General features: G+C 68.8%; 15 protein-coding genes. 6 read left to right on the top strand and 9 right to left on the bottom strand.

Annotated elements, in window-relative coordinates; translation table 11 throughout:
* Nucleotides 1–118: 118 nt before the first annotated feature.
* From N536_RS0130645 to N536_RS39905, 5 genes are all read right to left on the bottom strand, one after another.
* A complete protein-coding gene (locus N536_RS0130645; protein WP_029117102.1) occupies nucleotides 119–1,870 on the bottom strand; it encodes an Hsp70 family protein in 1,752 nt (583 codons plus the stop codon).
* A gap of 31 nt (nucleotides 1,871–1,901) precedes the next feature.
* Nucleotides 1,902–3,404, bottom strand: coding sequence for a dynamin-like GTPase family protein (locus tag N536_RS0130640; protein ID WP_029117101.1), 1,503 nt, complete (start codon nucleotides 3,402–3,404; stop codon nucleotides 1,902–1,904).
* A gap of 47 nt (nucleotides 3,405–3,451) precedes the next feature.
* Entirely contained in the window at nucleotides 3,452–5,302 is a 1,851-nt protein-coding gene (gene iniA, locus N536_RS0130635) for an isoniazid-induced dynamin-like GTPase IniA (protein WP_029117100.1), read from the bottom strand.
* A gap of 108 nt (nucleotides 5,303–5,410) precedes the next feature.
* Nucleotides 5,411–6,415, bottom strand: a complete 1,005-nt coding sequence (locus N536_RS0130630; RefSeq protein WP_029117099.1) for an IniB N-terminal domain-containing protein — start codon at nucleotides 6,413–6,415, stop codon at nucleotides 5,411–5,413.
* 263 nt (nucleotides 6,416–6,678) lie between these two features.
* Nucleotides 6,679–7,227, bottom strand: coding sequence for an IniB N-terminal domain-containing protein (locus tag N536_RS39905; RefSeq protein ID WP_036438179.1), 549 nt, complete (start codon nucleotides 7,225–7,227; stop codon nucleotides 6,679–6,681).
* A gap of 262 nt (nucleotides 7,228–7,489) precedes the next feature.
* Between N536_RS39905 and N536_RS0130620 the strand changes: the two genes are divergently transcribed.
* The 6 genes from N536_RS0130620 to N536_RS0130595 all read left to right on the top strand — a co-directional run bounded on the left by N536_RS0130620 (nucleotide 7,490) and on the right by N536_RS0130595 (nucleotide 19,871).
* A complete protein-coding gene (locus N536_RS0130620) occupies nucleotides 7,490–9,316 on the top strand; it encodes an Hsp70 family protein (protein ID WP_029117098.1) in 1,827 nt (608 codons plus the stop codon).
* On the top strand, nucleotides 9,313–11,820 hold the full coding sequence (gene iniR, locus N536_RS39900) for an isoniazid response ATPase/transcriptional regulator IniR (protein ID WP_051574871.1): 2,508 nt from the start codon (nucleotides 9,313–9,315) through the stop codon (nucleotides 11,818–11,820). The genes N536_RS0130620 and iniR overlap by 4 nt, the downstream gene beginning before the upstream one ends.
* A 121-nt stretch (nucleotides 11,821–11,941) precedes the next feature.
* The gene (locus N536_RS0130610; RefSeq protein ID WP_036438178.1) at nucleotides 11,942–13,600 is read left to right on the top strand and encodes an Hsp70 family protein; all 1,659 of its coding nucleotides are present in this window, start codon (nucleotides 11,942–11,944) and stop codon (nucleotides 13,598–13,600) included.
* A gap of 129 nt (nucleotides 13,601–13,729) precedes the next feature.
* Nucleotides 13,730–16,708, top strand: a complete 2,979-nt coding sequence (locus tag N536_RS0130605) for a (Fe-S)-binding protein (RefSeq protein ID WP_029117096.1) — start codon at nucleotides 13,730–13,732, stop codon at nucleotides 16,706–16,708.
* 483 nt (nucleotides 16,709–17,191) lie between these two features.
* Nucleotides 17,192–18,508 (top strand): hypothetical protein, encoded by a 1,317-nt coding sequence (locus N536_RS39895; protein ID WP_155948806.1) that lies wholly within the window; start codon nucleotides 17,192–17,194, stop codon nucleotides 18,506–18,508.
* Nucleotides 18,509–18,608: 100 nt separating this feature from the next.
* Complete coding sequence (locus N536_RS0130595; protein ID WP_029117095.1) at nucleotides 18,609–19,871, top strand: pyridoxal phosphate-dependent aminotransferase; 1,263 nt, start codon at nucleotides 18,609–18,611, stop codon at nucleotides 19,869–19,871.
* Nucleotides 19,872–19,877: 6 nt separating this feature from the next.
* Here the strand turns inward: N536_RS0130595 and N536_RS40965 are convergent, their stop codons facing one another.
* The 4 genes from N536_RS40965 to N536_RS0130565 form a co-directional block, all read right to left on the bottom strand.
* Complete coding sequence (locus tag N536_RS40965; protein WP_197040275.1) at nucleotides 19,878–20,225, bottom strand: DUF732 domain-containing protein; 348 nt, start codon at nucleotides 20,223–20,225, stop codon at nucleotides 19,878–19,880.
* Between the two features lie 50 nt (nucleotides 20,226–20,275).
* Complete coding sequence (locus tag N536_RS0130585; RefSeq protein WP_029117094.1) at nucleotides 20,276–21,199, bottom strand: hypothetical protein; 924 nt, start codon at nucleotides 21,197–21,199, stop codon at nucleotides 20,276–20,278.
* Nucleotides 21,196–22,653: an NHL repeat-containing protein gene (locus N536_RS40960; RefSeq protein WP_155948805.1), complete on the bottom strand. Its 1,458-nt coding sequence runs from the start codon at nucleotides 22,651–22,653 to the stop codon at nucleotides 21,196–21,198. The genes N536_RS0130585 and N536_RS40960 overlap by 4 nt, the downstream gene beginning before the upstream one ends.
* Before the next feature lie 171 nt (nucleotides 22,654–22,824).
* Nucleotides 22,825–25,440 carry an AAA family ATPase gene (locus N536_RS0130565; protein ID WP_231514683.1) on the bottom strand — a complete coding sequence of 872 codons (2,616 nt, stop codon included), beginning with the start codon at nucleotides 25,438–25,440 and terminating at the stop codon, nucleotides 22,825–22,827.
* Nucleotides 25,441–25,621: the final 181 nt, after the last annotated feature.

The raw sequence follows: 25,621 nt of genomic DNA, 5'->3' as shown, positions 1-25,621 counted from the left end.
CCCTCGCGAGACTCTCGTGCCGGGCGACCGGAGTGAGAGATCTGCAGAAGTCGCTCAAAGGTGGGCAAACGACCTACCCCTGGTCCCCTGTGGCCCATGAAATTCGGGCCGGCCGGCGCTAGGAGCCGGCGGGCGGATTCGCCTGGGGCGCAACCGTTGCCGTCGAGGACGACGGCGGTGAGGACGGTGGCGGCGGTTCCGCTGACGACGATGGCGGAGGTGGCGGAGGCGGCGGTTCGGACGACGACGAAGGCGGCGGCGGGGGCGGCGCACTGGTGGACGTTGACGAGGGCGGCGGTGGCGGCGCGCTGGTCGAGGTGGTCGTCGAAGTCGAGGTCGGCGGAGTCGTGGTGGTGGTCGTCGTCGGGGTGCTGGTCGTCGTCGTTGGCGTGGTCGTCGTCGTCGGCGAGGTGGTCGTCGTCACCGGCGCGGGCGGTGGGTTCTGCGGAGCCGGCCCGGGTGCCTGCGGAGCCGGAACCCGTTGAGCTTGCGGCGCCTGGGTATAACCGACGTTCGGCCGGCCTGCCGCGGCGAGGGTCTGCGTGACGACCGATGGCGCTGCGGCATCCGCGGTCGCCGGAACGCCGGCATCGGACATCGACGGTACCGCGCTGGCGCTCGGCAGCGGAGACGAGGCGTTCGCCGCATCGGTGTCGGTGGTGACCACCAGACCGACGGCCGCGAACACCGCCGCACACGCCGCCACGGCAAACAGCAACGCCGGCCGTTGATACCAGGGCAGGGGCGGCAGCGCCGCGGCGTCGGCGGCCGCGCTGTGATCGAAGACGACTTCGGGCCGTGCCCACGCCGGATCGTCGACGGCGTCGGCCTCCGACCAGGCCTGGGCCGCAACGGCAGGCGACACGGGCATTGGCGGGGCAGGTACGGCGGCCGGCGCCAGCAGCGTCCCGGTCTGCGACGCCATCGCGACCCGTGTCACCGCTTCCGGCTCGCGGCTCGCGATCAGCGCCGCACCGATGGCCGCGACCGACTGCGCATCGGCAGTAGTGGTCACCGGCATCCGAAGCGCTTCGGAAAGACGTTGCGTGACAAGCGGTATGCGCGCACCGCCGCCCACGGTCGCGACGGCGACGACCTGCGAGGCCCAGATGCCGTTGCGCATCAGCATGTCGTCGAACGCGGCGAGCACGCCGTCGAGGGATTCGCGGACCAACGACTCGAGCTCCGCGCGGGTGAGCCGGACCGTCGTGCCCGGCTGGGGTCCGCGCAGCCCCACCGCGGACTGGAAGGACAACCGCTCCTTGGCAATTCGGACGCGGTCGCGGAACTCGGTGAGTGACGCCACCGCCGACGTACCCGACGGGTCGACGTCGACGCCCGCGAGCAGGTACGTCATCAGGGCGCGGTCGATCATGTCGCCGGAGAAGTCGTCGTAGCGGACGGCCTCGCCGACGGCACGGAAGTCCGCCGCGGCGTCGGCGAGGGTGATGGTGGTGCCGGTGGCCCCGAAGTCGAACAGCGCGACGATGCCGCGGGCGGGCAAGCCCGGATTCCTGCGCAGCGCGGTCAGTGCGGCGACGGCGTCCGACGTCACCGTCGCGTCGGGCAGCAACGCGCGCATCCGGTCGACGAGGTGCGGCTGCCAGTGCGCGGGCACCGCCACCGAAGTTCGCTCGCCGCCGCCATGAGCCCGGCTGATGTCGGCGAGCGCCTCGACCATCAAACGGTCGGCGGCGTGTACCGAGCCGTCGGCCGCCACCATCGGCACCGGGTCGCCGAACCGCTCCACGAAGCCGCTCAGGACGGTGCCACGCCAGCTGACCGCCGCCTTCCGGACGATCGCGCTGCCGTCGGCGCGGGCAGCTACCAGGTTGGTCGCGCCGACCGACAACCCCACACGTTCACGCATGCCAGATATGTCGGCGGACGGGCGCGAATCGTTAGCTGATTCCGCGTCCGCTTGCGGCGTAATCGGCGACCAGCGCCTCCGCGCTGCGCACCGCGGCCCGGCACGCCCGCGTCGTGAACGGATCGTTGAGCGGATGATCCGCCCGGCGCCGCCACCGTTGCGCCGCGGCGAACGCCGCCCGCGGCCCGTCGTAGGGCGCATCGGGTTGCAGACCGAGCCTGCTGGCCGCGTCGGTACCCGACCCGCCGATGATGCGCCGCAGCGACGCCATCTCGTCGTCGTTCAAGGTCGTTGGGCGCGAACGGAGCTGGCTCAACAGCCGCAACTCCTCGAACGCGTGCGTGTCGGCCAACAGCGGGTCGATGTCGGCCAGGATGTAGGGCGTGGCATAGATGGGGTTGGCCTCGACGAAGCGCCGCAGCGACAGCAGCGCCGTGTGGGCCTTCAGCAGGTCGGACCGCTGGGCGAATTGCTGGTCGATCACGTCGCGCAGGGCGATCAGGCCGCTGCGTTCCAGCAGCTCGTCGGCTAGGGCCACGGAATCGCTGATGCCGGCGCGCAGCACCGCGATCGAGATCCTGATGCCGAACATGCCGAACCGGTCCAGCAGCGCGGCGCGGGTGGCGGCGTCCACGGGCAGCTCGCTGTCCTCCCGCACGAACCGGTCGACGGACAGCATGGCCTTGGTGAGCTCGGCCGCGTCGACCCCGGCCAGCTTCTCCAACGCGACGAACTCGCTCTGCCGCAAGGTGCGCGCCGTCAGCGCGAGCAGACCGGACACCGGGACGACGGCCTGGCAGATGCCGGTCTTGTCCATCTCGGCGGTGAACCGGGTGGCGACGTCCTTGGCCGAGAGCATCGCGTCGATGCGGCCCGCGCCGATCTCGTCGGCGCGCGACGCGACGCCGATGACGCCGAGCGCGCCGGCGGATCCACCGACGAGGGTGCCGATCTGCTTGAGCAACGCGATGTCGGCGGCGTTCAGGGTGCGCAGCAGGAACACCACCGCGTCGACCCGCGGCACGCCGTCCTCGGGAACCAGCAGCCGCAGGGTGCGTTCGGACACGTCACGCGACAGCGACGAGGTGCCGGGGGTGTCGATGATCGTGGTGTCGATGAGCTCGGCGGCGGGCCACTCCACGTCGAGGTCGACGACGTCCTCCGGGTCGAGGCTGGCGAAGTCGAACGTCAGGCCCCTGTCGCTGGGATCGCGCGCGATCGGCACGTTGGAGCGCCGCCCGCCACGGTGATTCGCCGTCACCTTGGGGGTCGGCCCGTTGCGGAACCAGGTGACGATGCGGGTGGCCTCGGTGGCGTCGGTCGGTGCGATGTCCTCGCCGACCAACGCATTCACCAGGGTCGACTTGCCCGCCTTGAGCGTGCCCGCCAGCGCGATCCGGATCGGCTGGTTCAGCCGCCGGCCGATCCAGTCGAGCTCGTTGTGCACGTCGGGACGCATCCGGTACGCGGGATCGGCGCGGTACGCCTGGATGGTGCCACCAAGGATCGCGCGCACTCGATCGCTCGTGCTCATGTCGCGCTACCTCGGCGTTCTACTGGCGGAGTTGCCGGGGTACCAGCTTAAGCGGGCTGCGGGCTGGGCTCCGCCGGCTGGGGTGACAGCTTCACCGCATGTTCGGTGACCTGGCGCAGGATGTTGAGCTGACGCTCCAGCTCCTTGATCCGCGCCTCCCGTTGATTCTCCTCCAACTTGGCCGCGGCCAGCGCGGCCTGCAGCGATTCGTTCAGCGACCGGGTGGTCTGGTTGGCGATCCCGCGGTAGTGGTCGCGCAGCTGGCGCTGAATGCCCTTGAGCCGGTCGCGGGACTCCTTGCTCACGACGAAGGAGACGTCGTCGACGAAGCGGCGCATGTTGGCCTTGGCCTCGTTGCGCACCCGCATCATCCGGTTCTCCATGTCCTCCTTGTACGCCTTGCGGCCCAGCACCAGACCGGCTCCGAGCGACAGCGGGTTGAACATGCCGAGCCCCGCGAAGGAGGTCAGCATGCCGAACATCAGCACGCCGCCGTACGACCCGCGCATACCGGTAACGACCTTGTGGCCCTTGCCGATCGGCTTGGCCTCGAGCTTCGCCAGCGACTTCATCTCGCCCAGACCCGCACCCATTTCCCGCGCGTCGATCTGCGGCATGTCGACGGCGTCGATGCCGGCTTCCTGGAAGTTGCGCGCCACGTCTTCGGCCAACGCCTCGGCCCGCTGATACGCCCACACGAAGTTGTCGCCGACGGCGGTGGCGATCGCGTCCTCGAGTTCCGCGCCGATCTCGGCCCAGTGCTGCGTCGGGTCGCACCCGTCGATGACCTTCTCGGTGTGCTGGGTGATCGCCCGGAACCGGCCGCGCAGGTCGTGGTCCACGTCCGCGGTCAGGTCGGCGATGCCATCGTTGAGCACCTGCTGCCACAGCGCGGTCTGCGCCAGCGCGTCCATCGCCTCCTGCTTGCGCCGTTCCAGGTCCCTGGTCAGCCGGTCCCGCGCGTCGGGGTCGTTGATCGATGCCAGCTCCGAGGTCACGGCGAGCGTCAAATGCTCTGCAGCCGAACGTACTTCGGCGAGCACCTGGTCGCGCACGCGGTCGTTCTCGCCGGACAGTACCTGCTCGCTGAGGAACTTCACGATGGCCGGGAAGTTCGACTCCTCGTTGAGTTGCTTGTCATTCATCTGGATTGCATGGCTGCGCAGCATCGAAGAAACCGGGACGATGGGCGTCGTGATGCCCGCCCGTCGCAGGTGCGCCTCGTTGGCCGCGACGATCTCCCGCCAATGTGGGTAGAGGTCGATCTTCGTCGCCAAAATGACTGCCAGCGGGCATATTTCGAGCGCCTGACGGATGAACGTCATCTCGGGCTCGGTGAACTCTTGACTGGTGTCGCTGATCATCAGCATCGCGTCGGCGTCGGGCAGCAGACCCAGCGTCGCCGACAGGTGCGGCTGGCCGTGTCCACCGACGCCGGGGGTGTCGACGAACGCGAGGCCGTTCTTCAGCAGCGGGCTTGGCGCGGTCACCTCGACGCGCAGCACCTCGCGGCCACCGGCCTGGGGGGCACGCCGCAGGTCGGTCTGCACCTCGCTCGGCGGGATCTCGATCACCTCGGGTTCGGCGCCGTCGCCGCGGGCGACGATCAGTCGCGCCGACGCCTGCTCGCCGTAGCTCACCACCGTGGCCAATGCGGTGGTCTCGTCGTCGCCGACGCGGGCGACGGGCACGTTGAGCAGTGAGTTCAGCAGCTGGCTCTTGCCCTGCTTGAGCTGGCCGGCGATCACCACCCGGATCTGCGGATCCGAGATGCGTTCCTTCGCCTTGCCGAGCCGCTCCACGAGGTCGCCGCGGTCGTAGGTGGCGGCGATCCTGCTGCTGTGGTCGATCAGTTCGACGATGACCTTTACCTTGCGGGGGTCATTCGGTTGCGTCATGTGTCTCTTCTTCCCGCTGCGTTGGACCAACCGTAGGCGCGCGAAGGTGGCGGGGACCACCCCGTTGAGAGGAGGTCCCCGCCAGCTGCGCTATTCGGTTGTCTCGGATCAGAAGAGGCCGACGTCGTTGCTGACGTCCACGTGGGTCTCGACCGTCGCGTCATGGCTGTCGTGCGTCGAGTTGTCGTCGTGGCTGTCGTGCACGCTGTTGTCGGAGTTGTCCACCGAGTTGTCGTCATGGCTGGCGTCCACGCCGCCCGTGACGTCGTGGCCGGCGTTGACCGTGGTCTGGTCGCCACCGACGGTGGTGCTGCTGTCGTGCGAGGAGGCGTCGGTCAGGATGATCGACCCGCCGCCACCGCCGCCGCCGGCGTTGGCCTCGCTGTCGTTGCCGATGCCGCCGAGGAGACCGCCACCAGCGCCGGAGCTGGCGTTGCCGCCGTGCCCGCCGGACATGTCGTTGTCCTTGATGATGTTGCCCTCGTTGCCGGTGATGATGTCGCCGCCGGAGTGCTGCGAGCTGTCCGAGACCTCGGTGTCGTTGTCCTCACCGATGATGACGGGCGAGTGATCGCCTGCCTCGATGACGCCGGTGTTGGCGTTGTTGTCGTCACCGACGACGTTGCCGTCACCCTCGACGTTGGTGGTGTCGATGTCGCCGGCGGTGCCGGTGTTCACCACGCCACCGTCGGTTGCGGTGTTGGTGGTCTTGTCGCCGAACGTGATGTCGCCGAAGCCCAGGTTGAACGCGCCGTTCTGGGCGTTCGCCCCCGCAGCCTGATCCGGGCTCATGAAGTCGTTGTTGCTGGCGACCTGAGTGGCGTTGTGGCTGGCGAAGTCGGTCTGGGTCTGCGGCGCGAACGTCGTCTGCGGGGAGAACGGCGAGGCGATGCTGTGGTAGTCGGCAACCGCACGCTGCAGTCCGTGCACCGGGTCCCCACCGCCGAGGGCGACACCCGCCGGAGCGGCTGTGGCGGCGACGGAGGCGAGCTGGGCCGCGCTGACGTTCGGGAGGCCGGCATCCCGCATGGCGCCGTCGGGGTCCTGGATGAAGGACGCCGCGACGTCGGGGCTGCGGAACAGGTCGAGGATGTAGTCGATCAAGCTGGTCATCGGAGTGCCTTTCGGTTGTGTGGTCTTGAGTCTGTCGCCAGGCTGTCCGGCGAACTGATGACTACGTTATGGACCCGCGGGCGCCGCAGAAACGGGGCCGCAACCCCTCACTCCACCCTGCCATGCCGGGGTATAGGGGGATTGCTCATTAGGGGATTAGGGGGTTGCCGGGGGTAATGGCTGTCATGCGCTCTGACCTGCATGAAACGACAACAGCGCGGCCCGTGATGGGCCGCGCTGTCGCGTTGGTGCAGAGCTTGGGCTTAGCTGAAGATGTCGAATCCCTGATCGTCGGACTGCGGGAGGTGATCCTCGACCACCGAATGGCTCCAGTCGTCCTCCTGGGGGGCGTCCGGCACCGGTACGTCGTCGATGACCGGGCCGTCGAACTGCAGCGACGGATCGTCGGCGGGGGCGACCGCAGGTACGTCGTCCACCGAGAAGTCGTCACCACCATCGATGGCGGTCGACAACTGATCGTCGTCCGTATGCACGACGTTCGACACCAGCGTGTGCGCATCGTCGATGCCCTGCAGCGGCAGGTGATCGGCGAACGCGTCGAACGCAGCCGTTGCGGCACCGCTTGCCCAGACATTGCTACCCGCGTCGGCATCGAACGAGTCGAAACCCGTCGACGGCACCGCCGCGGACAGCGACTCGCTGACGACGGGGATGAGTTGGTTGACGTCTGCAGTGGTGACGTCGGTGAGATGGGCGTCGGCGATGGCCTGAGCGGGGTTCGCCGCATAGTGAGCGGCCGCGTCCGGATCGCGCACCACCGACATGACGAAGTCGAGGAGCGAGTTAGCCATGACACACCTCCCTTTCGAATCGGCGATACGTAAATGAAGCTCTTTTGGTTCGACTTGAATGCTATCGATGTGCGGAGCCGGCGTGATCGGTGCCGAACCCACCCCCGCAACGACGCCGTTAGGGGACCGCCCGTTAGGGGTTCTGGGCCGTTAGGGGGAATCCCGATGCGGGCGTTCAAGGGCGGCTATGGTGAGGGCTTGTTTTTCCAACCGGCTTCTTTTCCAACCGGCAGCAGTTCCGACCAACGTGGGATGGATGTAGATGAGCGAGGCACTGGGGTTGTCCGTCGGGACCACCAATCTAGTGGCGACCGCGGGCAACGGTGCCCCGATCACCCGCCGCTCGGTGCTGAACCTGTTCAACGACCGCGCGCCGGAGGTCGGCCAGCACTCCGGCCCGGATCAGCCGCGTCTGGTGTTGACGGGGTTCGTCGAGCGCGTGGGCGACCCCGTGCCGCTCGTCGCGTCGGACGGCTCGTCGCACCGTGGCGAACGCGTCCTCGTCGAGGCACTCGACGCCATGGCCCGCTTGGCAGGCGGGGGCTCACCGGTCACCATCGCCGTGCCTGCGCACTGGGGACCCGGCGTAGTCGGGGCCCTGCGCAGCGCGCTGCGGGTGAAGCCCGGACTGGCCGCCGACGGCATTCCGCCGATCCTGGTCCCCGACTCGGGCGCCGCGTTGTCGGGTCTGCGCTCGGGGCCGGGACTGCCGACCGACGGCGTCGTGGTGTTGTGCGACTTCGGCGCCAGCGGCACGAGCATCACGCTCGCCGACGCGAGAAACGGCCTCGCGGTCATCGGTGAGACGGTCCGCTACGGCGACTTCTCCGGTGATCTGATCGACCAGGCACTGCTCAACCACGTGATCGCCGACATCGCCGACGCCCGCGACTCCGATCCCGCGAGCACGGCGGCGGTCGGGTCGCTCACCCGGCTGCGCGACGAGTGCAGGCAGGCCAAGGAACGGTTGTCGGCCGATACGGCCACCGTCATCCCCGCCGAGCTGCCGGGCTTCTCCTCCGACGTCCGGGTGACGCGGTCGGAGTTGGAGCGGCTCATCGAGCAGCCGCTCGCGGGTCTCGTCACGGCGGTCGACCAGACTCTGCAGCGCCACCGCATTCCGCTGGCCAGCGTCACCGCGGTCGCGACCGTCGGTGGCGGCGCCGCGGTGCCGATCGTCACCCAGAGCCTTTCGGAGCGGCTACGCGCTCCGGTGGTGACGACGCCGCAGCCTGCGCTCGTGATGGCTGCGGGCGCGGCGGTCGCCGCCGCGAGTGGCTTCGGGGCCGACGCGCCCACCGGCATGGGCCCGGTGGCGGATGCTCCGACGGGGCTGGCGCCGACCATGGGTTGGGTGGCCGGTGCCACGCCGCCCGAGCCTCCCCCGCTGGATGCCACGTCGGCGGCGAACTCGCTGGCGTGGTCGCAGGATCAACCCGGCGGCGGCGAACCGGTCCCCTACGCCGGAGGCGACTACCCGTCCGACTACGTCGGCCCGACCGACGCCCGACCCGAGGTGGCGTTCGCGCACGAGGAGGAGGACGACCTTCCGGACTCCGAGCCGCTGCCCTGGTACAAGCGGCCACCGATCCTGTTCGGCGCGGCCGCGGCGGCGGCGCTGCTCGCGATCAGCGGGCTGGCCGTCACCCTGACCAGCTCATCCGAGCCGTCGACCCCGGTGACCGAGAACGTCACGTTGACCCAGACGGGGACCGACGGCTCGATCACCACGACGGTGGTCCCAGCGTCGTCGTCGTCCGAGCCGAACACCGGTGTTGGCAACACCACGACGGCCACGTCCTCCGAGTCGCCGACTAGCACGACGACCACCACCTCGCCGACCACCACGACGACGACGACGACGACCACGACCACCACCACGACGACGACCACCACCACGACGACCACGACCACCACCACGACGCCGACCACCACGACGACGACGAAGATCACGACGACGACCACCACGACGGTGGCACCGCCGCCCACGTCCGAGGCGTCGGGGCCGACGTCGGCGTCGGTGCCGTCGACGGTCACCACCATCCCGCCCACGGCGAACGCCGATGAACTGGTGACCGTCGTTCCGTGACCACCCATGACGTCGTCGCAGCGTTGACGGCTCGGGATCACACGAAACCAGGCGAACCCGCCAAGGTGCTGGTGTCCGGTGGCATCGGCACGGGAAAGACCTCGGTGCTGACCGACATCCGGTCGGCGCTGCGGGCGGCGGGCGTCACGGTGATCGCCAGACCACCGCGCGACGGCGACCCGGACGGCGCGGCGGTCGTCATCGACGACGCACATCTGCTCGGTGCACCGGAACTCGACGAATTGGCCGACTTGGTCAGCGATTCCGCGTCCACCGTCGTCATCGCCGCCGAACCGATAGCGCACGAGCCGGCCCTTGCCGCCCTGGCCACCGCGATCGCCCGACAGAGTCCGGTCGTGACCCTTGGCCCGTTGACACCCGCGGAGGTGAGCCGGGCGATCACCGAAACCGCCGGTGCGCCAGCGCCTGTCGAGTCGGTTCGTGCCGTCATGACGACGACGGCGGGGCTGCCCTTCCTCGTCGGTCCTGCGGTTGCGGCACTCGGCGCTCCCCAGGACGGCCAGTCGCCGGTGGCGGCCGTCGCTGCCGCGGCCCGGGTCGCGCTCATCGAACGGTTGCGTCGCGTCGACGACGCCGTGCTGCACACCCTGTTGATCTCGTCGCTCAGCCCGGAACTGGGTCCCGACGACGTGGCCGGCGCCTTGCGGACCGACATCGAGCGGGCCCATACCCTGGTGGACCGTGCCCGCGCCAGTGGCCTCATCGCCCCGTCGCACAGTCCGACCTTCCTGCGCTCGCTGCACGACTGCCTTTCCCAGATCATCGGCGCCACCCGCCACCACGACATCGAGATCGCGCTCCTGCATACTCAGGTCGAGAAGTCCACGCTGTCAACGGATCTCGCGCTCAGGCTCGCCGACCACGGGCTGCGCGACCCGCAGCTGGCCGACGCGCTCACGGTGCTCGCCGCGCGCAACCGGGCCCATCCGGGCCGAGCCGCCCGGCTCTACCGTGCGGCCACCGAGGTCGGCGCGTCGACGCTCAACGCGCCGCTGGCCGACGCACTTGCGCTGACCGGGGACTGCGGCACGGCAGGCCGCCTGGCCGACGAGCTGCTGACGTCGCAGGAGCCGGACGAACGCGCCGCGGCGGTCCGGATCGCCGCCAGCGTCGCCGCACACGACGGCGGCGCGGCCCAGGCCGCCGAGCTGTTCGGCTGGCTGGGCCCAAATCCCGACGCCGTCATCGGTGCGGCGGGGGTCATCGTGGCGATCGGCGTCGGTGATGTCGCAGCGGCCCGTGCGGCCATCGACGTCGAGAGCGCGGGACCACCCACCTCGACCGCCCGCGCTGCCCGCAGCCTGTCCGACGGCTTGATGCGCAGCCTCGATTCGCCGTACCCGGTCGCGATTGCCCGTCTGGCGCAAGCGATTACGCCGGATCAACCCGCTGCCGGCGTCACACCGGACACTCCGGCTGCGCTGGTGACGCTGGCGGCGCTGCACGGCGGCGACCCCGTCCGCGCCCGCAGCGTCATCGGACGCGCCGTCCGCACTGCGGGCGACGACGAGGGCTTCGTCGCGCCGCGCCACCGGCTGTTGCTCGGCTGGGTCCGGATGCAGGAGGGCCAACTCGCCGCCGCCGGGGCCGACGTGGCCGCGGCCAGAACGGCTGCAGGTGGCGAACTGCACCGCAGGGACGCGCTGTGGGCGGCCGCCCTGCAGACCGCGATCGCTCGGCGCAGCGGTGACACCGGGGCGATCCAGAAGCATTGGTACACCGCAATGGAGGTGCTCACCGAATACTCGTTGGACGTGTACTCGCTGCTGCCCCTCGGCGAGTTGTGGGTGTCCGCCGCACGCCTACGCCAGGTGGACCGGCTGCGGCACACCATCGACGAAGCCTTCAATCTGCTTGAGGCGCTTGGCAAGCCGATCCTCTGGTCGCTGCCGCTGCACTGGTCCGGGGTGCACGCCGGCATCCTGGCGAACTCGCCGGAGGCGGTGGCGCCGCACGGCCAGGCGCTGACTGCCGCTGCCGGCCACAGCCCGTTCGCCAAGGCGCTGGCGACCGCGGGCCGGATCTGGCTGCGGGTGCTGGCCAATCACGTCGACGTCGACGAGGTGACCGTCGCCGCGCGGGCGCTGGCACAGTGCGGACTCGGCTGGGATGCGACGCGGCTGGCCAGTCAGGCGGCGTTGCAGACGCCCGACGGCCGGGTCTCTGGAGCGATGTTGCAGTTGGCGCGCGACCTCAAACTCGTCGCAACCGGACAGGACGAGGACGTCGACGCGCCTGCCGCGGTGGCCTCGTCGCCACAGCGGACGTCGTCGATGCCGCCCTCGTCACGACTGTCGGATCGCGAGCGCGAGGTCGCCGAACTGCTGCTGCAGGGTCTGCCGTACAAGGACATCGGCAGTCAGCTGTTCATCTCGGCGAAGACCGTCGAACATCACGTGGCGAGGATTCGCCGCCGGTTGGGTGCGGAATCCCGGTCGGAGCTGCTGTCGATGCTGCGCGCCACCCTCGGTTCACCGAACTGAGCCACGAACCCTCGATCCCCCAACCCGCCCCCATCCCCTAATCGAAATCCCCTACGGGGCCCGCGGCCGGGGCGGGTGGCGCACCGATCCACTGGACGGTGAATCGCCATAGCGTCGATCCATGTTCACGAACCGACACGCCACCGCGCACAGCACGCTCGGCGTCTCCATCGGCGCAACCAACCTCGCCGCCGCATCGGGAACGCAGGCCGTCGTGCATCCGGCCGTGCTACACACCGCAGGCGGCGGCTGGCTCAGCGGTTTCGTCGACCGCATCGGCGATCCGGTTCCGCTGGTCGCCTCGGACGGTTCCACGCACCGCCCAGAAGCGCTGCTCAACGAAGCGCTGGACGCGCTGATCGACGCTCTGCCGCACACCGCCGCGGTGTCCGACGTAGCGATCTCGGTGCCCGCGCACTGGTCCCCGTCCACCGTCGATGCACTGCGGGCCGGCCTGCCTCATCGGCCACGCCTGATCCCGGACGCGATGGCGGCGACGTCGGCGCTGCGTGCGAACCCCGGCCTGCCGTCGCGCGGCGTGCTGGTGGTCTGCGACTTCGGCGGCAGCGGAACGAGCATCACGTTGGTCGACGCGGCCGCGAACTTCACCCGCATCGGCGAGACGGTCAGGTTCGGCGACTTCTCCGGTGATCTCATCGATCAGGCCATCCTCGGCAAGGCGATGGCCGAACTCGGTGACGCGGGGCAGACCGACCCGTCGGGAACCGCGATGGTGGGTTCACTGACCAGATTGCGCGAGGCATGCCGGATGGCCAAGCACCGGCTGTCCGCGGACACCGCGACCGGCATCGCCGTCAACCTGCCAGGGCAGCAGACCAGCATCCGCCTGACCCGCAACGAACTCGATCACCTCATCGACGAGCCGGTGGCCGGTTTCCTCGCCGCCCTCGACGACACACTGGAGCGCAACGGCGTCGCGCCGTCGCAGGTCAGCGCCGTCGCCACGATCGGCGGTGGGGCCCGCATTCCGCTTCTTACGCAACGGCTCTCGCAGCACCTGCGCACCCAGGTCGTGACGACGCCGCATCCTCAGCTCACCGCGGCAGCGGGTGCGGCACTGCTGGCCGCCCGCTCGCCCGCCGACGAGACGGCGACCGCGCTGACGCCTACCGCACCCACGTCCGCGGCACCCCTCACCGCGACGGCGTTGCACGTGCCGGCGGCGCAGGCACCAGCCGTGCAGGCAACGCCGCAGCTGGCCTGGTCGCAGGACACCGAACCCACTGACGTCGCGCCGCCCATGGAGTTCAGCCGCCCCGTCGTGGAGTTCGGCGCGCACGACTGGGACGACATGCCCCCACGCCGGCGTGGCCCGCTGATCGCCTTCGGCCTGTCCGCTGCGGCAGCGGTGACCGCTCTGGCGGTCTTCGGGATGACGAAGTTCGACGGCGAGACCGCGCCGGCGAGTGCCTCCAGCAGCATCGCGGTGTCCACCGCCCCGGCGACGTCGACGCAGCCGGCGGTCGCACCCGTCGCCGAGACGGCCACGGTCGTCGTCACGCCCGCGCCCCGGCTGGTCCCGGTGAGGCAACGCCCCCAGCAGCCGCCCCAGACGATCACCGTCGCACCCGCGCCGACCGCCACAGCAACGACTACGACGACGGCGGCCCCGACCACGACCACCACCACACCGACGACCACCACGACGCCGACGACCACTCCACCCACGACCACGACGAGCACCACGACGTCGACCTCGGCGCCGTCGACGACGATCAAGACGATCCCCGTCGATCCCGGCCCCGGGAACGGGGTCTAGCGAGTTAGGACAGCCTTCGTAGCGGTGCTGAAGTGCTTGATGCAACTATGAGCAGGCATCTAGCATAAGTTACCGACCAGTAACCACCTCAATGTTACTGACTGGTAACTTGGAACCGGGAGGCACGCGGTGGAAACCCAGACAGTGATCAGGCTCGTCATCGGCTTACTGATGACCGCCGTCGTCCTGGCCTTCGCCGCGAAGCGCGTGCTGTTCCTGACGAACCTGATCCGGTCGGGGCAACCCACCCGCGACGAGGACGCACGCAAGGACAACATCCCGACCCGCATCACCACGCAGTTCAAAGAGGTCTTCGGGCAAACCCGGCTGCTGCGCTGGTCGATACCCGGCATCGCCCACTTCTTCACCATGTGGGGCTTCTTCATCCTCGCCACCGTCTACCTCGAGGCGTACGGCGTCCTGTTCAGCCCGAAGTTCGCCATCCCGCTCGTCGGGCATTGGGACGCTCTCGGCTTCCTGCAGGACTTCTTCGCGCTCGCGGTGCTGCTCGGCATCGTCACGTTCGCCATCATCCGGATGCGCTCGGAGCCCAAGGAGTACGGCCGCGACTCGCGGTTCTACGGCTCGCACACCGGCGGCGCCTGGCTGATCCTCTTCATGATCTTCAACGTCATCTGGACCTACGCGCTGTTCCGCGGCGCCGCGGTGGCCACCGGCAACCTGCCCTACGGCTGGGGCGCGTTCTTCTCGCACGGAATCGGCGCGGCGCTCGAACCGCTCGGCCACACCGCCAACGAGATCATCGAGACCGTCGCGCTGATGCTGCACATCGGCGTCATGCTGGTGTTCCTGCTGATCGTGCTGCACTCCAAGCACCTGCACATCGGCCTCGCGCCGGTCAACGTCACCTTCAAGCGACTGCCCAACGCCCTCGGCCCGCTGCTGCCGATGGAATCCAACGGCGAGTTCATCGACTTCGAGGATCCCGCCGAGGATGCGATATTCGGCCGCGGCAAGATCGAGGACTTCACCTGGAAGGGCTACCTCGACTTCACCACGTGCACCGAGTGCGGCCGCTGCCAGTCGCAGTGTCCCGCGTGGAACACCGGAAAGCCGTTGTCCCCCAAGCTCGTCATCATGAACCTGCGCGACCACCTGTTCGCCAAGGCGCCATACATCCTCGGCGACAAGGAAACTCCGCTCGAGAACACCCCCGAGGGTGGGCTCGGCGAGGAGCTGCGCGGCGAGAAGAGCAGCGAGAAGCACTCGCACGAGCACGTTCCCGAGTCCGGCTTCGAGCGCGTCCTCGGCTCCGGCCCCGAGCAGGCCACCCGTCCGCTGGTCGGCACGGCCGAGCAGCTCGGCGTCATCGATCCCGACGTGCTGTGGTCGTGCACCACCTGTGGCGCGTGCGTCGAACAGTGCCCTGTCGACATCGAGCACATCGACCACATCGTCGACATGCGCCGCTACCAGGTGATGGTGGAGTCGGAATTCCCCGGCGAGCTCGGCGTCCTGTTCAAGAACCTCGAGAACAAGGGCAACCCCTGGGGCCAGAACGCCAAGGACCGCACCAACTGGATCGACGAGGTCGACTTCGACGTCCCGGTCTACGGCGAGGACGTCGACAGCTTCCAGGGCTTCGAGTACCTGTTCTGGGTCGGCTGCGCAGGCGCCTACGAGGACCGCGCGAAGAAGACCACCAAGGCCGTCGCCGAACTGCTCGCCACCGCGGGCGTGAAGTTCCTGGTGCTCGGCACCGGCGAGACCTGCACGGGCGACTCCGCGCGCCGGGCCGGCAACGAGTTCCTGTTCCAGCAGCTCGCCGCCCAGAACGTCGAGACCATCAACGGCGTGTTCGAGGGCGTCGAGACCGTCGACCGCAAGGTCGTCGTCACCTGCCCGCACTGCTTCAACACGCTCGGCCGCGAATATCCGCAGCTGGGCAGCAATTACACGGTGCTGCACCACACGCAGCTGCTGAACCGTCTGGTGCGCGACAAGAAGCTGGTGCCCGTGGCGCCGATCAGCCAGGACATCACCTACCACGACCCGTGCTACCTGGGTCGTCACAACAAGGAGTACTCCGCGCCGCGTGAGCTGATCGGTGCGTCGGGCGCCACGCTCACCGAGATGCCCCGCCACGCCGACCGCGGCCTGTGCTGCGGCGCCGGCGGCGCGCGGATGTGGATGGAAGAGCACATCGGCAAGCGCGTCAACCACGAACGCGTCGAGGAGGCACTCGATACCGGCGCGAAGAAGATCGCCACCGGCTGCCCGTTCTGCCGCGTAATGATGACCGACGGTGTCGACGACGTGGCCGCCGCCAAGGACGTCGAGAAGGCCGAGGTGCTCGACGTCGCGCAGCTGCTGCTGGGCTCGCTCGACAAGAGCGCGGTCACGCTGCCCGCGAAGGGCGCCGCTGCGGAGGCTGCGGCCGCACGGGCGCAGTCCGTCGCCGCCAAGGCCGAAACCGCTCCGGCCGAGGCCAAGCCGCAAGAGGACGCCGAGACCGAACCCGCCGCGAAGAGCGATACCGCGGCCGATGCGAAGCCCGTGACCGGCCTCGGTATCGCCGGCGCCGCGAAGCGCCCTGGTGCCAAGAAGGCGACGGCCCCGGCTGCCGAAAGCGCGGCCCCGGCCGCAGCACCCGCGCCGGCGAAGGGCCTCGGGATCGCGGGTGGCGCCAAGCGACCGGGTGCCAAGAAGACCGCTGCCGCCGAGCCGGCCGCATCTGTCGAGTCGGCTGCTCCGGCCGCACCGGCGGCGGCCCCGGCGCCGGTCAAGGGCCTCGGCATTGCCGGTGGCGCCAAGCGACCCGGTGCCAAGAAGACCGCGGCAGCGCCGGCGGCGGCATCGGCCCCAGCCGAGGCACCGACCGAAGCGACGGCCGAGCCCGCGCCGACCGAGGCACCTGCCAAGCCCGAACCGGAGGTGAAGGGTCTCGGCATCGCCGCGGGCGCGCGTCGTCCCGGCGCCAAGAAGACCGCGACGGCAGCCGCACCTGCCCAGCCCGCCGCCAAGCCGGCCGAGCCGGAAGCCGCACCGAAGTCCACGGAGCCGGAGCGGGCCGAACCGGCCAAGCCGGAGCCACCGGTGAAGGGTCTCGGCATCGCGCCGGGCGCCCGGCGCCCCGGCAAGAGGTAGACGAGCGGCGTCGCACGACGCCTTAAGTCCGCCCATGCCCGTTTGCTGTGCCGCCTCAGCGCTCGGCTTTCGGCGGCGTCGCGGTGAGCGGCTCGGTTTGGTGTTCGACCGGGCCGGGCGTCCCGTTCGCGGCTGCCAGCAGCCCCGTTTACGTGCACGTTCTGTTTCGGCATGGTCCCGATGTCGCCCTCGAGGGCGACACAGACGAGATTCCGTAGCCATGATCAAACGACAAAATTGACGATACTGCAAATAGCGGGTTTCCTAATCTAACCAGCTCAGGTGCATCTTTACCGTCGTCCAGCACTTGCGTTTTCAAGCAAGTGAAATATTTCTGTTCGGTAAACAAGAACACGTTATCGACGTGCCGTTACCCTGCTGTCCGCTGGCTGAGAAAAGCCTGAGGACCGTCGGAGCTACGACCCGAGATCTCAGGACCGCGTCGGTCAGCACCGACAGAATCCACCGAGGCTAAGGACTGACATGCAGGTAGCTGTTCGCTCATATCTCACAGCGGGCGTCGCGTTGATTGGCGCTGGCGCCATCGTCGCCGCGCCGATCACACCGACACCACCTGACATTCAGGTCCCAGCGATCTACTCGGCCAACGTCGCGCTCGCGGCATCGACCGGCCCCATCGAACAGTGGGTAAACGTCTTCTCCTCCGCGTTCACCAACGTGGCCCAGATTGGCGCAGCCGTAGCCGCCGATCCCGCGCCGATCCTGCGGCAGATGCTCATCAACCAGCTCGGCTACGGCCAGACGCTCGTCACCGGACTCCAAGGCACTACCGAGGGGTTCATCAACTGGGCAACGGAAAACCTGCCGCAGACGCTGAAGACCATGGCCTCAGACATCTCGCAGGGCAACATCGTCGGGGCGGCCGACGCGTTCAACGAACTGCTCGGCACACTGTTGTTCGTCGGGTTCCCGCTGTTCGACGTCTTGACGATTCCGGGCCAGATCACCGACAACCTGACGAACGCCGTCAAGGCGATCACGAGCCTCGGCACGCTGCTGCCGGTGGTCGTCGGCGTTCTGGGCCCGATGGAAGGCGTCGTCTCGGCGCTGGGTGACAGCGGCCAAGCATTCGTCAACGCGATCGGCACGGGCAATCCCATTGCCGCATTGACGGCGCTCATCAACATCCCCGCGGCATTCACCGGTGCGTTGCTGAACGGGTACACCAGCGTCGCCGGCAACGTGTTCCCAGGCCTTCTCACGTTCGATCCCGTCAACGGTGGGCTCCTACAGGCGCTGTTGGTGACCATTCCGCAGGCCATCGCGGCGGCGATCACCCCGGCGCCTGCGCCCGTCATGGCGCGCACGATGGCAGTTGCGTCGGCCGACGTCTCGGCGATACCCGAGGCAACCGCGGCCATCGTCAGCCTGGAGGCACCGTCAACTCCGGCGGTCGAGGCCGAGCCGGCGGTCGAGGCGGCGGTCGAAGCGCAGCCGGCCGTCGAGCCGAAGATCGAGGCGGTCGCGGCACCGCAAACGGAACCGGTAACGACCACCACTGTCGAGGAAACCCCCAAGGCCGAGAAGGCGGTGGACCCGCGCACCGACACCAAGGACGGCAACAAGGCCGTCCCCGGTGAGGTCAACACGGGCGTGACGGGAAGCGGCACCACGACGACCCCCACGACCACGGCGCCAACGACCCCGACGACGACGGCTCCGACCACGACGGCACCCACGACCACTGATCCCGACCCCACCAAGCCGGCCGACACCACGGGTGCGGGTGCCACCACGCCCGGATCCGGTGCCGGCGATGACGGTGGAGACGACGCGTAAACACCACCCCTGACCAGTGGGCCCCCTCTTTCCTAGCGGAGGGGGCCCACTGCTTTCTCTCGATGGGGAATTCGCTGGACGGTGATGAGACGATGAACGCGTGAGCATCCAACAGGTTCCGTGGCACACCGGCCACCAGCCACGACAGCGCACGTTCGCGCAGTCGACCAAGTTGCAGGACGTGCTGTACGAGATCCGCGGTCCGGTGCACGATCACGCGAACCGGCTGGAGGCCGAGGGCCACCGCATCCTCAAGCTCAACATCGGCAACCCCGCGCCGTTCGGCTTCGAGGCGCCGGACGTGATCATGCGGGACATCATTGCGGCGCTGCCCTACGCGCAGGGCTACTCAGACTCGAAGGGCATCGTCAGCGCCCGCCGCGCGGTGTTCACCCGCTACGAGCTGGTCGAGGGCTTCCCCCGCTTCGACATCGATGACGTGTATCTGGGCAACGGCGTGTCCGAGCTGATCACCATGACGCTGCAGGCGCTGCTGGACAACGGCGACCAGGTCCTGATCCCGGCGCCGGACTATCCCCTGTGGACCGCGTCGACGGCGCTGGCGGGCGGCACCCCGGTGCACTACCTGTGCGACGAGACCCAGGGCTGGCAGCCCGACATCGCCGACCTCGAGTCGAAGATCACCGACCGCACCAAGGCGCTCGTCGTGATCAACCCGAACAACCCGACCGGCGCCGTGTACAGCCGCGAGGTCCTGCAGCAGATGGCCGACCTCGCGCGCAAGCACCAGCTGCTGCTGCTCGCCGACGAGATCTACGACAAGATCCTCTACGGCGAGGCAGAGCACATCGCCATGGCGTCGGTGGCGCCGGATCAGCTGTGCCTGACGTTCAACGGCCTGTCCAAGGCCTACCGGGTGGCCGGCTACCGGTCGGGCTGGCTGGTGATCACCGGACCCAAGGAGCACGCCACGAGCTTCATCGAGGGCATCAGCCTGCTGTCGAACATGCGGCTGTGCCCCAATGTTCCTGCGCAGCATGCCATTCAGGTGGCCCTCGGCGGGCATCAGAGCATCGACGATCTCGTCCTGCCCGGCGGCCGACTGCTGGAGCAGCGTGACGTCGCGTGGACCAAGCTGAACGAGATCCCCGGGGTGTCGTGCGTCAAGCCCGACGGTGCGCTGTACGCCTTCCCGCGGTTGGATCCCGAGGTCCACGACATCCGCGACGACGAGCAATTGGTGCTCGATCTGCTGTTGCAGGAGAAGATCCTGGTCACCCAGGGCACCGGCTTCAACTGGCCCGCACCCGATCACCTGCGCATCGTGACGCTGCCCTGGGCGCGCGATCTGGCCAATGCCATTGAACGCCTTGGCAACTTCCTGTCGTCCTACCGGCAGTAGCGTCCTTTACGAGTGCAGTTGGGGCAGGTACTGCGGGCAGTAGGCGGTCATGGAAGCGACGATCATCGCCCGGTTCTGCTCGTAGGTCGCGAACACCCTCTTGGCAACGAAGGATGCGAGCACGCGGTCGGGGTTGGTGGTGCCTTCGTCGAGGTTTTGGCACACCGCATGTCCCGCCATGATCTCGAACTCGGGTTTGATCTGCGGGATACCGGCCTGCGCGAGGGTGGTCACGAAGCTGTCGTCGACGGATTCGGCCTGGGCCGCGCCGGTCCCGACAATCGTGGCGAGCCCGAGCGTTCCGGCAGCGAGTGCGGTCGCGGCGATGGACTTGGTGAAGCGGTTGGTGAACATGGTGGATCCTTTCCGATTGGGTTGTGTTGGTTGGAGATTCGCGATCGTGGTCATTTCGAGCCGCCTGCCGCGAGTTTGAGAACCGTCCGAGTGCCGCGGTCGACGACGTAGACGTTGCCTGCGGTGTCCACGGCCATGGCTACCGGGCGGTCGAGGCCGGTGAACGGCAGCACCGTTGACCCGTCCGAGCCGGCCGCCCACTTCAGCACCCGCTTGCGGTCGCGGTCGAGCGCGTACACGCTGCCTGCCGAGTCCACCGCAATGTCGGCGACACCCTGGATGTCGTTGAACGGCAGGGTGATTGGGAGATCCGCCCGCGCTGCTAGCTTGACCACGCGGTTGGCGTAGTTGTCGCCGGCGTAGACGGTGCCCGAGGCGTCCACCGCGAGCCCACCGAGGCCGTCGATCTGGGTGAACGGCAGAACCGTCGGGCTGTTCGGCCCGGCCGAGGTCACCACGTGGACGGGCACGCAGCACCCGCCGCCGGCGTCGACGCCGCCCCCGTTGACGCCGTACGCGGTGCCTGCGGCATCCATTGCCAGGGTGTCACCGCGCGGGCCGAGGTCGGGCAATGGCAGCACGATTTGGGGTTCCGAGCCGACTGCCAATCTCACCAACTGCTCGTCGCGGACCCACACGCCTCCGTTCGGATCGACCGCCAGCGCGGCATGGGCGAACTGCGGAAGCGTTGTTTGGGCATCGGACCCGGCGGACAGCTTGATCACCTGGCTGGTTCCGTCGGGGAAACCCTTGTCGTCCTTGAAGTCGTGCGTGTCGGCGACGTACACGTTTCCCTCGGCGTCTACTGCCACGTCGTGGGGGCTTTCCAGGCCGGTGAACGGCAACACCGTCTGTGCGCTCGCCGCCGTCGAAGTGTGCGGTGCCGTGGCCTGTATGGCCTGCGTTGCGCCGCTGCAGCCCGTGACGCCGATACCGCTCACAACGGCCAGCGCTGCCACGATGGGGCGCATCATTTCGCCGCCAACTTCACCACTTGGCCGAAGCCGCTGTCGTCGACCACGTACACGTTGCCTGCGCCATCCACCGCCACGTCTTGCGGCGCGAAGAGGCCGAAGGACGGCAGCGGACTCGGATCGTTCGACCCGGCTGCGAACTTCACCACCTGTCGGTTCTCGCCGTCGATGACGTACACGTCGCCCGCTGCGTCGACTGCCATGCCGTCGGAGCCCTCGAGTCCGGTCAACGGGAGCACCACTTGGTCGGCCGATCCGGCCGCCAACTTCAACACCCGGTTGTTCGCCCTGTCGTCGACGTAGACGCTGCCCGAGCCGTCCACCGCCAGCGAGTTGGCCGCCCCGTTACCCGAGAACGGAAGCACGGTCTGTTCATTCGAGCCGGCCGCCAACTTCACCACCGTGGTGTCGCTCAGGGTGTAGTCGGTCACGGTGTAGTCGGTGACGTAGACGTTCCCTGCGGTGTCGACTGCCACGCTGCCGGGGTGCTGCAGGCCGGTGAAAGGCAGCACCGTCTGCTGGGACGATTCGGCCGGCAATTTCACCACCTTGTCCGCGGAGGTGACGTAGACGTTTCCGGCGGTGTCGACCCCGACGCCGCGGGGATTCTTGAGACCGGTGAACGGCAGCACCGTCTGTTCGTCGGAGCCGGCCGCCAACTTCAGCACCCGGTCAGAATCCGTGTCGGTGAGGTAGACGTCGCCAGCGGCGCTCACGGCGATGCCGCTTGGGTAGGTGAGATCCGAGAACGGCAGCACGGTCGGCCGGGGCCCATTCGGCGGCGTCGTCGGCTCCTTCGAGACCGTGAAGGGCAGGTCCGCCTTGCCGATCTGCACGAGGGGATCGGGGACGACGGCGGTCGCTTGCACGCCGCCCCGGCCATCGATCATCGAAGCATCCAGCGCTGCACGGTATTTCAGGGTCACCGTCTTGCCCTTCGGCAGCTCCTGAACGTCATTGAAGCCGCCGATGTAGTCCATCCCGGTGGTGATGATCGGATGCTTCAGCTTGATCCAGCTGCCGGTGGCCGCGTCGAAGCGTTCCACGGTCCCCTGCGGGAGCCCGATTGGGGAGGTCGCGCAGCTGCACTTGTTGATGACGAAGACGACGCCGACCTTCGGGTAGTCGACGGGCGAGTCGTTGCACAGCGTCACGTCGACCTCGGTCGGTGCGTCACCGGGCTTGACGGTGCCTGACGGGATGCCGTTCAGTGCAACGGAAATCCTGGCATCCGCCGGAACCGGCTCCAACGGTTCGGCGGCCGGCATCGGCGCGGACGACGGGTTGACCTCGCAGCTGCCGGCCTCAGCGGTCGTTGACGTGCCGGGGCTGGTCGTCGGCGCGGGACTCGGCGTGCTCGTCGAGCACGCGGAAAAGGAGGCCATTGCAGCGATGCTCGCCACTGAAATCAGCGTCAGCTTCTTGAGCTGTTGGTGGCGCGGCGCTTTCGCCATGTCGTTTTCACTTTCGACTCTGTGGTGCATGTCGGACGAATGTTGCGGCGGATGCCTTGGCGAATCCTTGGACCTGCGGATCAGCTGTGAACAGTCTGTGCGAGCGGCCCGCCTGCGCACATGAGGGAAATTCCGCATATTCGCCCCTGCGGGCGCGCGGAAGCTCGAAATCTAGTGCTGGTTCGGCGGCTGTTGCAGTGCGTACGCAGCGGCTTGGGTGCGGTTGCGGACGCCGAGTTTGGTCAGAATGGCCCCGACGTGCCGGCCGACGGTCTTGGGGCTGATGAACAAGGCGGTGGCGATCTCGGCGTCGCTGTGGCCGGCCGCGATGAGTTCGAGCACTTCGCGTTCGCGTTCGGTGAGGCCCTGCGGGTCGACGATGGTGTTCTTGCGACGCGTATCCGGGTCGCGACCGCGCAGCTCTGCGAGGCGTCGTCGGCCGCGGCGGACGGCAGCGCGCGCACCGAGGCGACGGAACGTCTCCAACGCGGATTCCACGGCGGCGACGTCGCCGCCGAGCTGGGCCAGGGCGGCATCGTAGGGACACCCCAGGCGCGTCCATTCGGCGACGGCGGCCTGCCAGTCGCCGCCGACTTCGAATCGATAGGGCGTGACGGTGTCGGCGGTCGGCGGGTCGTCGACCGGCCCGCCGGCGAGGTGTGCCCACCGCCGCAGGTGACCCACCAGCCACGGGTCGGCGTGTTCGGTGGCCGCCGCCAGCCCGGCCTTGGCTTCGGCGCGCGCCGCGTCGTCGTCGCCCGCGAGCCAGGCCACTTCGGCGCGGGCGGCCCAGACCACGCCGAGGCGAGACAGGTCGTCGGCGTCGGCGGCGCGTAGGGCCTCGTCGAGCAGCGCGGCCACGGGCTCCTCGCCTCGGCGCGCACGGATCAGTGCCACACAGATCAGTGGCAAGATTCGCGGCGTCGGAGGTAGAGCCGGCCGGGTCAGAACGTCGTCGGCGCGCCCCAGCGCCGTGTCCCAGTCGCCACGATGCAGTGCCACCAGCGCGGCGGCTCCGACGGTGATCGCGTGGTACATGCCCAGGTCGTGGTCCGCACAGAACGTGGACGTTTCGCCGATGTAGCCCTCGGCGCGCTCGAGGTCGTGCTTGACGGCGGCATACCAGGAGACGAGTGACCCGTTCAGCCCCGCCGGTTCGAACAGTCCCTCGGTGGCCATGGTGTCGCGCCAGGCCGCCTCCAGCTGATCCCATCCGGTGTCGCTGCTCAGGACGGGCGCCAGCGCGGCAAAGAAGCGGCCCCGCAACACCACACCGGGATCACCGAGTTGGGTGCCCAGGCTCACGGCGCGCGCCGCGTAGTCCACGCAAGCTGGATCGAACCCGAATGCTGCCAGCCCGGCCATGGTGGACAGTGCGTAGGCCAACTGTGGGCACGGCCCGATGTCTTCGAGCAGCCGTATCGAGGTCAGGCAGGTGTCAGCGGCCTCGCTGGTGTGGCCCAGCGCGTACAACATCTGCGACAGCCAGCACAGGTCCTGGGCCTCCCCGAGGCGGTCGCCCAACGAGTGGCGCAACGTGATCGCACCCCGCCACGACGGCACGGCCGCTGCTCCAAGGCCGCCGAGCCAACAGCTGAATGCATGTTGCTCAAGCCATTTCACCTTCAGCTCGGCGGGAGCAGCGTCAGCGTGGCGCAGCGTCAACGCGTACAGTTCGGCCGCCTCGCGGTTCGCGGCAAGTTGGAGGGCCCGCTCGGCGGCCGCGGGTCCGTAGCGGAGGACGGCGTCGTAGTCGGCCGCGTGATCGGCGTGAAAGGCCAACGCGGCCATGTCATTCGGGTCGATCGGCGGTTCCGTCAGCGCCGACAACGCGCGCTTGTGCAACACCCGGCGTTCGTAGGCGGGGATCTGATCGAGCGCGGCGCGGCGGGCCAGCTCGTGGCGGAAGCCCACCGTTTCCGCGTCGGCGACGAGCACCCCCGAGCTCAGGCATTCCCCCAGCCCCTCCACCGCGGCGGAACACACCTCGTGGATCAACGTCAGATCGGCACGCGGTCCGCAAACCGCTGTCGCGTAAGCGGTCTCGCGTCCGGAGTTGGACAGCCGAGCCAGCCGGCCCCAGACCGCCTCGGTCACGCTGCGCGGCAACCCGTCATCCTGTCCCGCCGCCAAGATCTCGGTGGCATAGAACGGATTACCACCCGTGAGGCGGTGCAGCGCGGCCGCATTGACTCCGGTGCCGGCGACCAGCTTGGCCACGGCCATCTCGCTGAGCGGCTTCAGCCCAATCCGGACCACCACGGGCGACGTCGCCAGATCACCCAAGAGCACGGCCAGCGGGTGTCGGTCGCCGACCTCGTCGTCGCGGTAGGACGCCACGAGCAACAGCGGCAAGGAGTCGATGCGGCGGGACAGGAAGCGCAGCAGGTCCAGGGTGGCGCCGTCGGCCCAGTGCACGTCCTCGATGACGCAGACCCACGCGGTTTCTTGGCCGAACATGCCGACCAGCCGCGCATAGATTGCCTCCGTGTCGCCGGAGTCGATGGCCGCACGCAGTTGGGCCGCATGTTCGCCCGAGGCGTCCGCGAGCATGTCGATGAGCGGACCCAACGGCCGCGGCGCCGTCATTGGGTCACACCAGCCCCGCAACACCCGCGCCTTTTGACCCAGCCCGGCGACGAACCGGGCGATCACCGCCGTCTTGCCGACCCCGGCCTCGCCGCGCAGCAACACCACGCGGCCTGCGCCGCGGGCGGCCGCGCGTCGGCAGCCGTCCAATTCGGCCAGCATCGTATCGCGCTCGAGCAAGCGGTCAGTCGGAGCCACAGCCCTCCCGCCTCGGATCGCTCTCCACCGGCCTTGGCAAACCGTCGTGTGGTCAGGATGCGGTCAAAAGCTTAGCCCGACAGCCCCGCTCACGCCTGCAGAAGCAAACACGTGCCGCCAGCGTGGCGGCACTCGCGGACAGGACCAGACCGTGCACGGAACTCGCTTCGCAGCCCGCCAG

The organism is Mycobacterium sp. URHB0044, from assembly GCF_000620625.1.
Taxonomy (GTDB): domain Bacteria; phylum Actinomycetota; class Actinomycetes; order Mycobacteriales; family Mycobacteriaceae; genus Mycobacterium.
This window is presented reverse-complemented; position numbering and strand designations above follow the sequence as displayed.

Excerpts from the sequence above, each read along its gene's own strand:
- N536_RS0130645 (WP_029117102.1), bottom strand. The coding sequence starts at position 1,870 with ATGCGTGAACGTGTGGGGTTGTCGGTCGGCGCGACCAACCTGGTAGCT.
- N536_RS0130640 (WP_029117101.1), bottom strand. The coding sequence starts at position 3,404 with ATGAGCACGAGCGATCGAGTGCGCGCGATCCTTGGTGGCACCATCCAG.
- iniA (WP_029117100.1), bottom strand. The coding sequence starts at position 5,302 with ATGACGCAACCGAATGACCCCCGCAAGGTAAAGGTCATCGTCGAACTG.
- N536_RS0130630 (WP_029117099.1), bottom strand. The coding sequence starts at position 6,415 with ATGACCAGCTTGATCGACTACATCCTCGACCTGTTCCGCAGCCCCGAC.
- N536_RS39905 (WP_036438179.1), bottom strand. The coding sequence starts at position 7,227 with ATGGCTAACTCGCTCCTCGACTTCGTCATGTCGGTGGTGCGCGATCCG.
- N536_RS0130620 (WP_029117098.1), top strand. The coding sequence starts at position 7,490 with ATGAGCGAGGCACTGGGGTTGTCCGTCGGGACCACCAATCTAGTGGCG.
- N536_RS0130610 (WP_036438178.1), top strand. The coding sequence starts at position 11,942 with ATGTTCACGAACCGACACGCCACCGCGCACAGCACGCTCGGCGTCTCC.
- N536_RS39895 (WP_155948806.1), top strand. The coding sequence starts at position 17,192 with ATGCAGGTAGCTGTTCGCTCATATCTCACAGCGGGCGTCGCGTTGATT.
- N536_RS40965 (WP_197040275.1), bottom strand. The coding sequence starts at position 20,225 with ATGTTCACCAACCGCTTCACCAAGTCCATCGCCGCGACCGCACTCGCT.
- N536_RS0130585 (WP_029117094.1), bottom strand. The coding sequence starts at position 21,199 with ATGATGCGCCCCATCGTGGCAGCGCTGGCCGTTGTGAGCGGTATCGGC.
- N536_RS40960 (WP_155948805.1), bottom strand. The coding sequence starts at position 22,653 with ATGGCGAAAGCGCCGCGCCACCAACAGCTCAAGAAGCTGACGCTGATT.